This is a genomic window from Brucella lupini, assembly GCF_002252535.1.
Lineage (GTDB): Bacteria > Pseudomonadota > Alphaproteobacteria > Rhizobiales > Rhizobiaceae > Brucella > Brucella anthropi.
On sequence record NZ_NNRN01000062.1, the window covers coordinates 495,067 to 509,051 of the forward strand.

A 13,985-nucleotide genomic window follows, 5' to 3' on the forward strand; every position below is an offset into this window, starting at 1 on the left:
AATGACCAGCCAAGGTCGCGTAGCGCGCGAACAGCGCTTTGCAGCGCGTCAATCAGAAAATGAAGTCACCACCTCAGAAGGTGACATCACGGGAGACCGTGCCGCACGTGCACGGTTCACCATCATATTGCTCGCCGTTGCTTTATGCATCGCGGCTTTGTTCAGCCTGACAGCAGGCGCTTCGGATGCATCCGTGCTTTCGGTTCTGCGCGCTCTGACCTCCTCCGGCGCAGCCGAAGGCGCGGATGCATTCCGTCGCGATCACCTGATCATCATGGAGATCCGCCTGCCGCGTATCGTCATGGGTATGCTGATAGGAGCGGGGTTGGCGGTTTCCGGTGCCGTGATGCAGGGCCTTTTCCGCAATCCGCTGGCCGATCCGGGTCTCGTCGGGGTGTCCGCCGGGGCAGGACTTGGCGCGGTATCGATGATTGTCCTGGGCGGCACTTTTCTTGCTCCCGTTATTGCGATCCTTGGTGTCTATGCGCTGCCTCTGGCCGCATTTCTGGGCGGGCTTGCCAGCACCTTGCTGCTCTATCGTGTCGCGACGCGTCGGGGCCGCACGTCTGTTGCAACCATGCTGCTCGCAGGTATTGCACTTGGCGCCCTGGCGGGCGCTGCGACCGGCGCGCTCATCTATCTGGCCGATGATCGACAGTTGCGCGACCTGACATTCTGGGGGCTTGGTTCGCTTGCAGGTTCCACCTGGGCCAAGATTGGCGCCGCGGGACCAATCATCACCATCATTCTGGTGGTTTCGCCATTGCTTGCGCGTGGTCTCAACGCACTGGCGTTGGGCGAGGCTGCAGCCGGTCATCTCGGTATTCAGGTGCAACGCATCAAAAACATCGCTATCGTTACCGTAGCGGCAGCTACCGGCGCGACTGTCGCCGTTGCTGGTGGGATCGGCTTTGTCGGCATTGTGGTGCCGCATATGCTGCGCCTCAGCATCGGTCCAGACCATCGCTATCTCCTGCCAGCGTCGGCGCTGCTCGGCGCAACGCTTCTGCTTCTGGCGGATGCGGTAAGTCGGACGATTGTGGCCCCGGCAGAATTGCCGATTGGCATCATCACCGCACTTTTTGGCGCGCCGTTCTTCCTCTGGATATTGCTGCGCCAGCGCGGCCTGCTCGATCTGTGAGGCTATCATGATTGAAACAAAAGCATTGGGCGTAAGCCTGTCAGGCAAGACCATCATCAGCGATATCGCCTTCTCCGCTAATCCGGGCGAGGTGACCGCAATTGTCGGGCCGAACGGTTCTGGCAAAACTACGCTGTTGCGTGCGCTTGCCGGTGACGTCGCTTACACGGGAACAGCCTATCTGGACGGCCGCTCCTTCGCTGAAATCAAGCCGTGGCAGTTGGCGGCGCGGCGGGCGGTGCTTCCACAGGCAAGCGCCTTGTCGTTTCCCTTCACGGTCCGCGAGATCGTGAAGATCGGGCTCACCGGCGGCTATAGTGGGGTTTCTCGCGAAGAAGAAAAGCGCTTGCCCGATCTCGCTTTGCAAAGGGTTGATCTCGCTGGCTTCGGCGGTCGGCTTTATCAGGAACTTTCCGGCGGAGAACAGCAGCGCGTGCAGCTTGCCCGTGTTCTTTGTCAGGTCTGGAAACCGGTTGTGGATGGTGAGGCGCGCTATCTTTTTCTGGATGAGCCGATTTCAAGTCTCGATATACGTCACCAGATTGTGGTGATGGAGATTGCGAGAGATTTCGCGGCAGCGGGCGGCGGGGTGATTGCTATCCTGCATGATCTCAACCTGACTGCCATGTTCGCCGACCGTATTGCGGTCATGAACAGAGGCAAGCTTGATGTGATGGGCACACCGCGCGAAGCACTGACCGACGAGAGGCTCGAACGTGTTTATGAATGCACGTTGCGGGTGGGTGTCCCGCCGGAAAAGGGGGTGCCTTTTGTATTGCCTCAGTCTGCCTATCGCGCAGCCGCAGAATAAAAAAGGTCCGGCTCTAAGCCGGACCTTTTCATTTCAAACTTCGCGCTGAATTATCAGCTCGCTACGCGCTCTTCTTCCATTTCATCGAGACCAAGCAGGTGCCGCACATTCGGGCGCGCCTTGACGAGGTCTGCAATGCTGTACTTCATCAGCACGGCGAAGAATGCATTGAGTGCCTCGCGCAGCGCTGAATTGAGTGCGCAGCTGTCGACCAGTGGGCATTCGGTGGCATCGTTCTCGAAGCACTCCGCCATGGCGAAGTTTTCTTCGGTCACACGCACAACATCGAACAACGAAATGTCCTGTGCTGCACGTCCGAGGCGCACGCCTCCATTGCGGCCACGTACAGTTTCCACCAGCCCATGTTCAACGAGCGGCTGAAGAATCTTGAACAAAAACAGCTCAGAAACGCCGTAGGCGCGTGCGATTTCCGGAATGCGGCTGAGCTTGCCGTCATTGGCAGCACAATACATGAGCATACGAACGGCATAATTCGTCTGGCGGGTAAGACGCATCACTGTTCCTTTCAACACGTCTCGGAACAACTGCAACCTCGATGCCGAGGACGCGATGCTCCAATCCTTGAGTTCGCAATTCCAAACCGAAAGCGGTTTATCCCTGTTTCGGAACTGCTCCAAAATTCTGGTCTTGTCGCATTTGCGATCCGGAAAGGTTCAAGGCTCGATCGGATCATGCGCTAAAGCGGATATCTGTTTCTTAACCCACTTTAGAATCATTCTTAAAATATATGAAGTCTTTTCTCACCTTTAAAGGGGAAAAGTTGTTACCGGTATCAAATAACCGCGAGTTCCTCCCAGACCCGCTGCAAAAGCCCATTCTGACCTACTGGCAAACGTCTATCCATTCGGCGCTGACCAGCTCAGCCATTTTGTGCGGAGCGATGCGCACGGCACTGTTGGTCGCTCCGGCAGCGGGCACGACTTCCTCGAAATTCTTCAGCGATACATCGCAGTAAACGGGCAATGCGCTCGGCAGACCGAACGGACATACGCCTCCGACCGGATGGCTGGTTTCGGCAAGAACGGTCTCGGCATCAAGCATACGAGGCTTGGTTCCGAACTGATCCTTGAACTTGCGATTATCGATACGCGCATCGCCACGGGTGACAATAAGAATGGTCTGGTCTTTGGCGGAAAAAGAAAGCGTCTTGGCGATCTGTCCCGGTTCCACGCCATGCGCTTCGGCGGCGAGAACAACAGTGGCGGTGCTCGTCGACAGCTCAATCACTTCGATTTCAGGCGCTTTGGCCGCAAAAAATGCCTTAACAGAATCCAGACTCATAGCTTCCCTTTTTCTTATTTTGATTATTAAACTCAAGTTTAAGCCGCAATGTGGCAAAGGACAAGTCTGGTTGCTTCCTTGCGGCGTTTTGGCATTGAGTTTCTATCAGATCGGAGTCTCGATCTGCAACAATGCGCCAGGACCGAGAATGGGAAGCAGGTGAGGGGAGTTTGTCTCATAACACGGCTGCCATTGGCCCCGTGTTATGAGCGGCCTTGGATATTGCTTCAAAGATCGACTGGGCGACCGGATGCTTCCTCTTCCAAGGTTACAGCAACATCGGCATTGGCCGACAGCCTGACCTTGTCACCTTCGATATCGGCGACAAAACCGAGTTCGATATAATGATGATGGTCGCTGTGCATGCCGGAATTATCGGTTTTCTTCAGCTTGATGCGGTTATCTTCGACGCGATCGACCGTGCCGACATGCACGCCATCGGCGCCGATGACTTCCATATTCTCCTGGATTTTGTGCTGCATGGGGAATCCTCCGTGTTGAATGATGCCGGAACGGCAATCTGCAATTGAGGCTGCGCCAAAGAACTTAGAGCGCATTTAACCGCTGGCCATGGCAGTAACATTGAAAGTTAGGTTTTGGAGGCTGGATCGAGCTATTGTGATCGGTATCCGTTACCGGTTTCGTTCCGTGTTGTTCAGAATGCTGGCAAATGAAACAGTGCACGTTGACGCCGCAAGAAAAACTGCTAAGAAGTCACTCGCTGAGCAATTGGGCGCAAATCGATAGCTTGCTGCGATTTGCTGTTTTTCCAGACTTGTGAAAAGCATAGATAAAACAATTGCCTGGAGGGGTGGCCGAGCGGTTTAAGGCACCGGTCTTGAAAACCGGCGTGCAGGAGACTGTACCGTGGGTTCGAATCCCACCCCCTCCGCCATTTCAGTATAAAATCTAAACGCTGGCACTAGCCGCCGCCTATCGTTTCCAAACCGAAGCCGATCGCGTTACTCCGGTTGCGAGCAACGGGTGCTTCGGTGCAAGCTGCACGGTCCAGAGCCTGCTTCCATCAACATTTCTGGTAAGACGCAAAAAGCCGCCCCGGTTTGGGGCAGGCTTCGTGTGGTGGTGGCCTGTTCTGAAGCGAACTTCTCTTTACTGGGTAACGTGGGCAATCGCCTCAAGAATAACTTCTGCGACTTCCGACGGTTGGGAAATGTGCGGTGCGTGCCCGGCTGGCAGAGTAGTCACCTTTGCGGAGATTTTCTGCGCCATTGCTGTCTGGAGATCTGGTTGGATCATGCGATCCTGTTCACTCACCACATACCAGGACGGTTTCGTCGTCCACGCAGCCACGGACACCTTGCCATCGAAACTACTGGCGTGGGTTGGGTGCTGTGTGGCGAATATCACCTTGGTTTGTGCAGGTGCAACGTCCTGAGCAAGATGCTGCTGCACACCTTCCAATGTCAATGTCAATGTCAATGTCAGGAAGCCATCCTTGTCGGCTTGGACGTGATTAAAACCGGAAGGGGGCGGGTAATCCTTGGCCGTCTGGTTGACCGACATACCTTCGGAAAGCGCGAAGGCCGCCACATAAACAAGTGCTTTCACATTGTCGTTCTGGCCGGCTTCGGTAATCACGGCTCCACCATATGACCAGCCGACCAGCACAACAGGGCCTTGCAGTCTTTCAAGCGCGCGCCGGGTGGTCGCGATGTCGTCCTCCAGGGAGGTCAACGGGTTCTGTACGGCTACGACATTCACGCCTTTTTCCTGAAGCAGGGAGGTCAGTCGGCTCCACGTCGATCCATCGGCCCATGCTCCATGCACGAGGACTACAGTTGGTTGCTGTGCGCTAGGACGGGTCGCGGTGCTTGTTGTATCAGGGACGGGTTGCATGGCTTTGTGCCTTTCCTTCTAAATGGTACTGTCCCGGTTGATCGCGGGATAATGGCAGCTTCATGCATATTGTAGTTATGAAACACTGAGGATAAAATGGTTTATATTTTTCAATAATAGAAATGGATCGTTTGTAATGGATCGGTTGACTGGCATGAGAGTCTTCGTGAAGGCAGTCGAATCCGGGTCCATCTCGTCGGCGGCACACGAGTTGGAGATGTCGTCACAGCTTGCCGGCAAGCAGATACGTGCCTTGGAGCTCGGACTGGGCGTAAGACTGCTGACAAGGACGACGCGTCGGCAAAGCCTTACTGATAGCGGGCAAGTGTTCTACGAGCGCGCGAAGAACATTCTGGCGGAAATGGACCTTGCCGAAGCATTGATGGCGGAGACAAGGTCTGAACCAAGGGGAAGGCTTCGCGTCAGTGCTCCGGTGACTTTTGGAAGCCATGCGCTTGCGCCCGAACTTTCGGAATATCTCAGGCGGCATCCCGAGGTGTCGGTAGACCTCAATCTTACGAACCGAAATGTCGATTTGGTGGAGGAGGGGTTTGACGTGATTTTTCGTGCTGGCGATCTCCCCGACAGCAGCCTTATCGCCAAGCGTCTTGCGCCCTATCGCCTTATTCTATGTGCTGCGCCTGCCTATATGGATTCTGCAAGCAGCCTGAAGACACCGCAGGATCTGGTCGAACATGAATGCCTGATCTTCACGCATTCATCGCTCCGCACTCATTGGTCATTCATTGGGCCGGAAGGAGAGGTGACTATTTCAATCACAGGTCGTTTCTGTGCCAACAGCGGTGAAGCACTGCGTGCTGCAGCGCTTTCTGGTATGGGCATCCTCTTTCAACCGTATGAACTGGTTGCCGATGAGATATCGTCAGGAAAGCTGATCCGGCTTCTCCCTGAATACGAACCCCCATCGCGCGCCCTGCATGCGCTTTATGCTTCAGATCGACAGATGACGCCCAAGCTCAGGAGTTTCCTGGATTTCGCAACCGAGAAATTTAGTGACGGAAAGCGTTGAGAGGTCGCGTCGCACATATTTTCCGGAGCTATAGCAAGTGTTCTGTCTTCTTTTGTCCCGGAAATTGTTTCACATTTTTCCAGATACGTTCCAGTGAAGCAGGTCGTGATTAAATCACAATGTTCCATTGGTATTTATGCCGATAAATATCATGAACATTATCACTATTACGACTGCAAACAATGCAAGAGATTGAAGAACAGAGAATGTATCAAGTCCCATATTTATAAATCCTAAAATATAATATAGGTAAAACATATCATAAAACTTAATTTATGGCCAGTAATTGATTCGTTTTAAGTAAATGAAAGTCGTCAAAGTCAATATATCTTCATTTTTTATTTGCATAATATAGCAAATGGAGGGTGTTTTCATATGAGCCGTGGATCTGAAAGCCGGGCCACTTTCACACGTGCGTCCATTAGAGCTCATCCCGAAAAGTGTGAAACGGTTTTCGGATAAGATGCGCGTGAAAACAAATATTTAGAGCGCGTTGTGCGCCCACAGCCGGACGGCACGCGTTAACACCGACCGTTGCTGTTGCAATCGTATGTGAAGCTTATGATGCTTCTTCTTCGATTACATTCTGCGCAACCTGTTCGATACCACCATTGAAGCGTTCTGCGGCAAGCAGCCCGAGCCACACGGCGATCAGGCAAAGCACAACCGAAAAACCGATATTGAACAGGGCTTTGCCGGGTTGTCCAGCGCGCAGAAGATCCATCGTTTGCAGGCTGAAAGACGAGAAAGTGGTGAAGCCACCGCACACGCCGACCATGAAGGCGAGGCGCCAGATTTCCGGTATGGGAAAACGGCCTTGCTCCAGTGTCAGCGCACCGAAGAACGAGATTGCAAAAGAGCCGGCAATATTGATGACGATGGTGCCCCAGGGAAGTTCGCGGCTTATCGGCAGCATCAAGAGGGCCAGCCAATACCGCGCGACACTTCCGATCGCTCCACCGAGCGCTACCATGAGGGTTGCTTGCATTGTTCTGTGTCCATTTCAATAATGGATAGAGATTAGTCGGTGACGTCTGGAAATTCGATAGAATATCTCACTTCGAGAGGTCTTGCGACGCACTCTTCTCCTGTTTCAATTCAAGCAGGAGTCATCAGCCAATTGCTGGCAGTTTCGGGAGAACCCCATTCCCATCATGTACGGCGAAAGCCGTCATTGATTTATACTGAAATATCGGACTGTTCGTCAACGTGATGGGCGCGGATGCGGCGCCCATCCCGATCACAAACCGGTAATCAGTTCAGCGCGCCGCTCTTGCGGCGTCCTAGCCGCCGTTTCACCGCGTCGCTGGCGCGATAGAGGAACGAAGCGGGTGCAGGCAAAGTGCGCCGCATGAAGGCGACCTTGCGCAGATAATTGTCGATTTTCCAGGTTGCCCATGTGCCGCCCCGGAAATAGGCAACGTCGCCAGCCCGCAAGGTGCGCGTGCCGCCGTCAGCGTCGGTAACGTGCACTTCACCTTCCAGAATATAGACGGTTTCATCCCAGCCGAAATACCAGCGGAAAGTGCCTGCGGTGCAATCCCAGATGGCCGTATAGGCGGCTCCGTCCCGGCTTGCTGATTGCTCGCTGGAGCGCGCCTGCGGAGTGCCGTCCAGCACCCAGTCAGGATTGATCGGTGCGGGTTTCAGTTCCATTTCCATTGCATTATCGGAGACCACAGCTGGTCCCGTGGGCGCAACGAAACCCCTCGGCATCGTTCGAGTTACGGCAAGAACGGCACTTGCAAGCATGAATTTCCAAGCCATGATTTCCCCCGAATGGCAGTCATCTTTCCAAATAACGGCTAATCGTCAGGAATGCGTTAAAGGCTTGAAAGAAGCGATCTTTCCCCGCAACTCATGCGAGACTCGCAATTGGCTCCAGTAATTATTTTATGTCTTTGATTTTACTTTGTATTCACAGAAAACGAAAAACGGAATTCGGTTGTTGCTTCAAACAGGCGAGGGATAGAAACGCCACCGGAACTTGCTCCGGTGGCGAGATGTCATGCTGCCACTATGCTATCACGGCGGGCAGGCAGTTCGAAGAGGCGGGCACCATTGTCGGTTCCTTTTTCTTGGTAACCAATGATCTTGAACCATTTTACGATGTCGGATCGGTCGAGCCAGCTTCGTGAATGGATTGGCAGATCACCGGCCAAAGCCTGAATCTGCCGGATATGCTGCTTGCAGAAACGCACGGTATTTCGGTTGAAAAATTCTTCCTTCGCCGCAAAAAGCGTATCGGTGGCACCGTCGCCCTCATGCCAGGCGATGATAGCAACCACCTTGCCGTCCTGCAGCAAAGCATGTGCACGGCCTTCCCGCAGGTTCATCATCAGGTTGTCATAAGCGGCTTTAGTATCCTTGCCGGCGGCGATATATTCGATCGCCATACGCCTCGAAAGGTCGTGAAAAACGCTTTCAAGATCACCGACAGTCGCTGTGCGTGCCTTCATTTTTCTGACCTCCCTTCGTTTCACTCCAGTCGCGTGCAAACCGCGACAGCACCATAATGGCCACTTCCGGCCATCGCTTTCAACGTGAAAAGCTGCTGCCGGTTCCGGTCAGGCGAACCCAATTCAGCTTTGATGGGTGATCGTAACTGCAAGACCGGGCAATATGTGGCGGGCAGGGATTGTCTTCACGTGATTGTGAAAACTGCCCGCGCCTCGGCGTCATTCGACCGGATTTTCGTCATTCTCCGGGCCTTTTCGGATTGCGCTAAGGCTCTAGTCTTATAGCGAACGCAGGTTGGTTATGCACAACTAGGGTACAAGTTGTTTGAACAATTCTGGAGGCTTGTGTATCCAGAGCGTATGTTTCTCATCTGCGTATCGTGGAATTTTCTCGGAAACACCTCCAAAAGTCTTACCCACCTAATCGGCAGGAAACGACAATGACCGACCTTCCCGGATATCCGAGTCGTCGCAGTTTTCTGAAAGCCTCCGCGGCAAGCGTGATGCTTTCAGGGCTCGCTGTCTCAGCTAAAGCGGAACCACAAACTCCCCCGGTTCCACTCGAAGAATATGAACGTCAATATTTCAATGAAGTCGAATGGGCTTTCATTCTCGCCGCAACGGCAAGACTGATCCCGTCTGAAGGCGATGGTCCAGGCGCTATCGAAGCCCGTGTTCCTGTCTTCATCGATCTCCAGCTTGCCGGTGATTACGGTCGCGCGGATGACTGGTACATGGTTGGTCCCCACGATGCGTCCGCCGATCCGACGCGCGGCTGGCAGACGCCGCTCAACCCTGCGCAGATTTACAGGCAGGGTATTCCTGCCTTCAATGCGTGGTGCGAGCAGAAGCATGGCGCTGCGTTCTCGGCCTTGACGGCGGAACAGCAAGATGCGGCGCTGACCTCGCTGCAGAAGGGGGAGGTCGGTTTGCAGCCTGAACTGCGCGACTTCTTCACAGTCCTGTTGCAGAACACCAAGGAAGGCTATTTCGCCGATCCGATGTATGGCGGCAATCACGGCATGCAGGCCTGGAGCTATATCGGCTTCCCCGGCGCGCGCGGCAGCTACAAGGAATGGGTCGAACGCTACAATGTTCGCTACCCGTTAGGCCCAGTTTCGATCAAGGGCGAGAGGGCTTAACAATGGCACGTCAGGAAAAGAAAAAAGACGTGGTCGTTGTCGGCCTCGGCTGGACCGGCGCTATTCTGGCCATGGAACTGGCTCAGGAAGGGCTTGAAATCGTTGCGCTTGAGCGCGGTCACGACCAGAACACGGTCCCCGATTTCAAGTATCCCAACATGATCGATGAGCTGAAATATGGCGTGCGCCTCAAGCTGATGCAGCGCGCCAGCCAGCAGACGGTCACGATCCGACGCAACGAGAATGAAGTTGCATTGCCGTATCGCAGTTTTGGTTCGTTTCTGCCTGGTAACGGCGTTGGCGGAGCGGGCACGCACTGGAACGGCCTGAACTGGCGTCCACAGCCGGAAGAGCTGCGCCTGCGCTCCTATGTGCAGGAACGCTGGGGCGAACAGATCATTCCGGAAGACATGCTTCTGGGCGATTATCCGATCCATTACGACGAGCTGGAACCGTTCTTCGACCGTTTCGAGCGTATTGCCGGTATTTCCGGCAAGGCTGGCAACCTCAAGGGCAAGATCGCCGAAGGCGGTAATCCGTTTGAGGGATGGCGCTCAAACGACTATCCCATGCCACCGATGCACACGACCTGGGACGGCCGGAAGTTTGCCGATGCCGCGCAGGGCATGGGGTATCATCCGTTCCCGTCGCCCGGCGGCATCGCGTCGACGGCCTATGTCAATGAATATGGCATGCAGATGGGACCGTGCAACCATTGCGGTTTCTGCGAGCGCTTCGGCTGCTACCAGTATTCCAAGTCTTCGCCTCAGACAGCAATCCTCGATGCGCTGAAGCGCATGCCGAACTTCTCCTATCGCACGGAGTCGGAAGTTCTGCGTGTCGAGATGGCGCCAGACGGCAAGACGGCTACGGGCGTGACCTATTTTGACGAGGCGACGCAGGAGGAAGTGTTCCAGCCCGCCGATATCGTTATTCTTGCGTCCTTCTCGCTCAACAACGTGCATCTGGCGCTGCTTTCCGGCATCGGCCAGCCATACGATCCGGCAACGGGCGAAGGTGTGACCGGGCGTAATTATGCCTATCAGATGAATGGCGGTGTGACGCTCTTCTTCAAGGATGAAGAGTTCAATCCGTTCATCGGCACCGGCGCGAACGGCATGTGCATCGACGATTTCGGTGTCAACCAGATCGATTTCGGACGAGAAGGCTTCATCGGCGGTTCGTACTGGCGCGCAGGCCAGACCAACGGCCAGCCGATCCGCAGCATGCCACTGCCGTCCGGTACGCCGGGCTGGGGCGGTGCATGGAAGAAGGCAATTGCTGAATGGTATGGCCATGCCATGTCCATCGGCAGCCATGGCTCGCATATGGCTTACAGGACCAACCATCTCGATCTGGACCCAACCTACAAGGATCGTCACGGTCGCCCGCTCATGCGCATGACCTTCAACTGGAATCCGAATGATATCCGGATGACCCAGTACATGAAGACCAAGATGGAAGAACTGGCCAAGACGATGAACCCGGACCTGATGCAGTCGTCCTTCAAGAAGGAAGGCGCGCAATATGACGTGCGTCCCTATCAGACGACGCACAATACGGGTGGCCATAGCATGTCGGAAAACCCGCGTGAGGGCGTGGTCAACCGCTACTCGCAGGCATGGGACAAGCACAATGTGTTCATGACCGGCGCGGGCAATTTCGTGCAGAACACGCAGTACAATCCGACAGGCCTGCTCGGCGGGCTTGCCTATTCGACTGCGCATGCGATCCGCACGCAATATCTGTCCAATCCGCGTCCGCTGATCTGAGGAGAATGGTGATGAAAACTTTTCTTCGCATAATCGGCGCTCTGGTCGTCATCGGTATTGTCGCACTGCTGGCCTTCATCTTCGTGCCGGTACAACTGACTAAACCGACCAAGGAACTGGCCGCAGACTGGAAGCCTGCCGAAGGGCAGGGCGAATATGTCATGTATGCCTCCGACTGCATGGCCTGCCATACGGCGGAAGGCGGCAAGCCCTTTGCCGGTGGCCGCCCGATTGCAAGCCCGATGGGTACGATCTGGACGACCAACATCACTCCGGATAAGGAAACCGGCATTGGAAACTGGACACTCGATCAGTTTCGCGCCGCTCTCTATGATGGCATTCGTGCCGACGGCTCGCATCTTTATCCAGCAATGCCATATGAGAACTATCGCAAGCTGACGGAAGAAGATGTCCGCGCTCTGTATGATTATTTCATGCATCAGGTGGAGCCGGTGAACAATGTCGTTCAGGAAACCAAGCTCGGCTTCCCGTTCAACATGCGTTTCGGCATTCGCGCCTGGAACTGGCTTGCTCTAGGCCAGGAAGCGGGCTTCAAGGCCGCCGGCAAGTCGGAAGCAGAGGATCGCGGACAGTATCTGGTCGAAGGACCGGCACACTGTGCTGCCTGCCACAGCCCACGCAATCCGCTGATGGCGCAGAGCGGCACGCAGGTCGGTGACAAGGACTTCCTAACCGGCGGTGTTGTCGATGGCTGGAATGCGCCGTCTCTGCGCGGTGCCAATTCCGCTCCGCAGAAATGGTCCATCGAGGAGCTGGCAACCTATCTCGCAACAGGCCGCAATTCCCATTCAACAGCCAATGGCGAAATGGGCCTCGCTGTCGAGCATTCGCTGCAGCATCTCACCGATGCAGACAATCTGGCGATGGCCGCTTTCCTGAAGGGGATCGACGGTGCGGCTGTCGAAGTGCCGCAGAGCTTCGCTTCAAAGGCGTCGATGGCGCTGCCAGCGGCTCCGGCCGATGCGGCCGGTGAAGCAACGACAAAGATGCTGACGGAAGCTTCTCCGGATATGCCTCTGGGCGCACGTCTCTACATCGATAACTGCGCCGCCTGCCACTTCGTGACGGGCAAAGGCGCGCCGGAAATCTTTCCTGAGCTTTCCGGTAATGATCTTGTGACAGGTTCGGAGACGAAACCGCTGATCTCGATCATCCTGCATGGAGCCGAGGTTCCGTCCACGGCGAAGCGTCCGATGCGTCTGGTGATGCAGGGTTATGCCGACCGCCTGTCGGATGATGAAGTCGCCGAACTGGCAACATTCGTCCGCTCGGCATGGGGTAACAGCGCAGGGCCGGTAAAGGCGACAGATGTCGCAGCGGTCCGCAACAGCCAGGGGCACTAACAATAGAACGGCGGAACGAAAGTTCCGCCGTTCTGCTATCTAAGCCGCTTCGATATCGCGCATCGGCGGGTTTCCATAGAAGCGGCTATATTCGCGACTGAACTGTGACGGGCTTTGATAGCCTACGCGATGGCCAGCCGTACCAGCATCCAGACGCTCGACCAGCATCAGCCTGCGTGCCTCGTTCAGACGCAGTTGCTTTTGATACTGAACCGGCGTCATTGCCGTAATCGCCTTGAAGTGATGATGAAATGACGACGCGCTCATATTGACGTGTTCGGCAAGCTGTTCAATCCGCAATGGCGCTGCGAAGTTCTGCCGAAGCCACCCGATGGCCCGCGCTATCCGGTTGGCCTGACTGTCGGCGGTTGCGATGTTGATCAAACGCTCGCCGCCGGGACCAGTCAGAAGGCGATAAAGGATTTCCTGTTCGATCAGGGGGGCCATCACCGGAATATCCTCGGGATTGTCAAGAAGGCGCAGCAGGCGCAGAGCCGCATCCAGCAGTCCAGCAGGCGCTGCATTGACGGTAATGCCCCATTGATCGCCATCTGCCATCACGTGCCTGCGAACGTCGGCGCGCCCGATCAGGTCGGTGAGCTTTTCGCTGTCGATGGCAAGCGCCAGACACAGATGTGGTGCTTCCGGGCTAGCTTCAACCACCCGCCATGTGACGGGCAGGTCCAGCGACGTCACCAGATATTCGCCCTTGGTATAGTTGATCGTCTCAGAGCCGAGGCGCAGGGATTTCGCGCCCTGCAACACCATGGCGAGACAGGGCCGATAGCTGCTGTGGCACGGTATGCTCGGCGTCGTCCGCCTGCTGATCCCCAGACCTTCGATCGGCGTTCGGTATTCACCGTCCTGTGCGGTGGAACGCTCCGCCAGCGCGGCAAGTTCCTCGTAGGTGTCGTTCAGTGACGTCATAGGTGATCCGCTTCAGATGAGATAGAATACAGCAATTATTGATCAGGCAGGCATGCATCGGCAATCGTGAAGCAGGCAGTTTTGCAGGATCGTGCAAGAAGCTTGCAGGATCGGTCTACCGCTTCTGCCCTTGCTTCCGGCATATTCTGCCTGCTTCCCCAATCCAATAAATGGAGTCTA

General features: G+C 55.3%; 14 protein-coding genes, 1 tRNA gene and 1 riboswitch. Of the genes, 7 read left to right on the forward strand and 8 right to left on the reverse strand.

Annotation, left to right across the window (positions count from 1 at the left end; genetic code table 11):
* Position 1 precedes the first annotated feature (1 nt).
* Together CES86_RS25775 and CES86_RS25780 are read left to right on the forward strand one after the other, a co-directional pair.
* Complete coding sequence (locus CES86_RS25775) at positions 2 to 1,141, forward strand: FecCD family ABC transporter permease (protein WP_094515762.1); 1,140 nt, start codon at positions 2 to 4, stop codon at positions 1,139 to 1,141.
* Positions 1,142 to 1,148: 7 nt separating this feature from the next.
* Positions 1,149 to 1,952 carry a heme ABC transporter ATP-binding protein gene (locus tag CES86_RS25780; protein WP_094515763.1) on the forward strand — a complete coding sequence of 268 codons (804 nt, stop codon included), beginning with the start codon at positions 1,149 to 1,151 and terminating at the stop codon, positions 1,950 to 1,952.
* A 53-nt stretch (positions 1,953 to 2,005) separates the two neighbouring features.
* Here CES86_RS25780 and rirA read toward each other — a convergent pair whose 3' ends face one another.
* The 3 genes from rirA to CES86_RS25795 all read right to left on the reverse strand — a co-directional run bounded on the left by rirA (position 2,006) and on the right by CES86_RS25795 (position 3,736).
* Positions 2,006 to 2,467 (reverse strand): iron-responsive transcriptional regulator RirA, encoded by a 462-nt coding sequence (gene rirA, locus CES86_RS25785; RefSeq protein ID WP_010658815.1) that lies wholly within the window; start codon positions 2,465 to 2,467, stop codon positions 2,006 to 2,008.
* Positions 2,468 to 2,795: 328 nt separating this feature from the next.
* A complete protein-coding gene (locus CES86_RS25790) occupies positions 2,796 to 3,254 on the reverse strand; it encodes a YbaK/EbsC family protein (RefSeq protein ID WP_012093007.1) in 459 nt (152 codons plus the stop codon).
* Between the two features lie 227 nt (positions 3,255 to 3,481).
* Positions 3,482 to 3,736: a DUF2171 domain-containing protein gene (locus CES86_RS25795; RefSeq protein ID WP_012093006.1), complete on the reverse strand. Its 255-nt coding sequence runs from the start codon at positions 3,734 to 3,736 to the stop codon at positions 3,482 to 3,484.
* A 323-nt stretch (positions 3,737 to 4,059) separates the two neighbouring features.
* On the opposite strand from CES86_RS25795, the gene CES86_RS25800 reads away from it, so the two are divergent.
* Positions 4,060 to 4,149: transfer RNA gene (locus tag CES86_RS25800), tRNA-Ser, on the forward strand.
* Between the two features lie 215 nt (positions 4,150 to 4,364).
* Here the strand turns inward: CES86_RS25800 and CES86_RS25805 are convergent.
* Positions 4,365 to 5,111, reverse strand: a complete 747-nt coding sequence (locus CES86_RS25805) for an alpha/beta fold hydrolase (RefSeq protein ID WP_094515764.1) — start codon at positions 5,109 to 5,111, stop codon at positions 4,365 to 4,367.
* A gap of 136 nt (positions 5,112 to 5,247) precedes the next feature.
* Here CES86_RS25805 and CES86_RS25810 point away from each other — a divergent pair, with 136 nt between their 5' ends.
* Positions 5,248 to 6,141: a LysR family transcriptional regulator gene (locus CES86_RS25810; protein WP_012093004.1), complete on the forward strand. Its 894-nt coding sequence runs from the start codon at positions 5,248 to 5,250 to the stop codon at positions 6,139 to 6,141.
* A gap of 559 nt (positions 6,142 to 6,700) precedes the next feature.
* On the opposite strand, the gene crcB is transcribed toward CES86_RS25810, so the two are convergent.
* From crcB to CES86_RS25825, 3 genes are all read right to left on the reverse strand, one after another.
* On the reverse strand, positions 6,701 to 7,129 hold the full coding sequence (crcB, locus tag CES86_RS25815) for a fluoride efflux transporter CrcB (RefSeq protein ID WP_012093003.1): 429 nt from the start codon (positions 7,127 to 7,129) through the stop codon (positions 6,701 to 6,703).
* Between the two features lie 108 nt (positions 7,130 to 7,237).
* A riboswitch (Fluoride riboswitch) is annotated at positions 7,238 to 7,301 on the reverse strand.
* A gap of 94 nt (positions 7,302 to 7,395) precedes the next feature.
* A complete protein-coding gene (locus CES86_RS25820) occupies positions 7,396 to 7,908 on the reverse strand; it encodes a cupin domain-containing protein (protein ID WP_012093002.1) in 513 nt (170 codons plus the stop codon).
* Positions 7,909 to 8,147: 239 nt separating this feature from the next.
* Complete coding sequence (locus tag CES86_RS25825; RefSeq protein WP_012093001.1) at positions 8,148 to 8,600, reverse strand: hypothetical protein; 453 nt, start codon at positions 8,598 to 8,600, stop codon at positions 8,148 to 8,150.
* Positions 8,601 to 9,040: 440 nt separating this feature from the next.
* On the opposite strand from CES86_RS25825, the gene CES86_RS25830 reads away from it, so the two are divergent.
* The 3 genes from CES86_RS25830 to CES86_RS25840 are packed head-to-tail and all read left to right on the forward strand — an operon-like array spanning position 9,041 to position 12,878.
* Positions 9,041 to 9,742 (forward strand): gluconate 2-dehydrogenase subunit 3 family protein, encoded by a 702-nt coding sequence (locus CES86_RS25830; protein ID WP_012093000.1) that lies wholly within the window; start codon positions 9,041 to 9,043, stop codon positions 9,740 to 9,742.
* Positions 9,743 to 9,744: 2 nt separating this feature from the next.
* Positions 9,745 to 11,514: a GMC family oxidoreductase gene (locus CES86_RS25835; RefSeq protein WP_036586263.1), complete on the forward strand. Its 1,770-nt coding sequence runs from the start codon at positions 9,745 to 9,747 to the stop codon at positions 11,512 to 11,514.
* 11 nt (positions 11,515 to 11,525) lie between these two features.
* Positions 11,526 to 12,878, forward strand: a complete 1,353-nt coding sequence (locus tag CES86_RS25840) for a cytochrome c (RefSeq protein WP_094515765.1) — start codon at positions 11,526 to 11,528, stop codon at positions 12,876 to 12,878.
* A gap of 39 nt (positions 12,879 to 12,917) precedes the next feature.
* On the opposite strand, the gene CES86_RS25845 is transcribed toward CES86_RS25840, so the two are convergent.
* On the reverse strand, positions 12,918 to 13,805 hold the full coding sequence (locus CES86_RS25845; RefSeq protein ID WP_094515766.1) for an AraC family transcriptional regulator: 888 nt from the start codon (positions 13,803 to 13,805) through the stop codon (positions 12,918 to 12,920).
* Positions 13,806 to 13,985 lie beyond the last annotated feature (180 nt).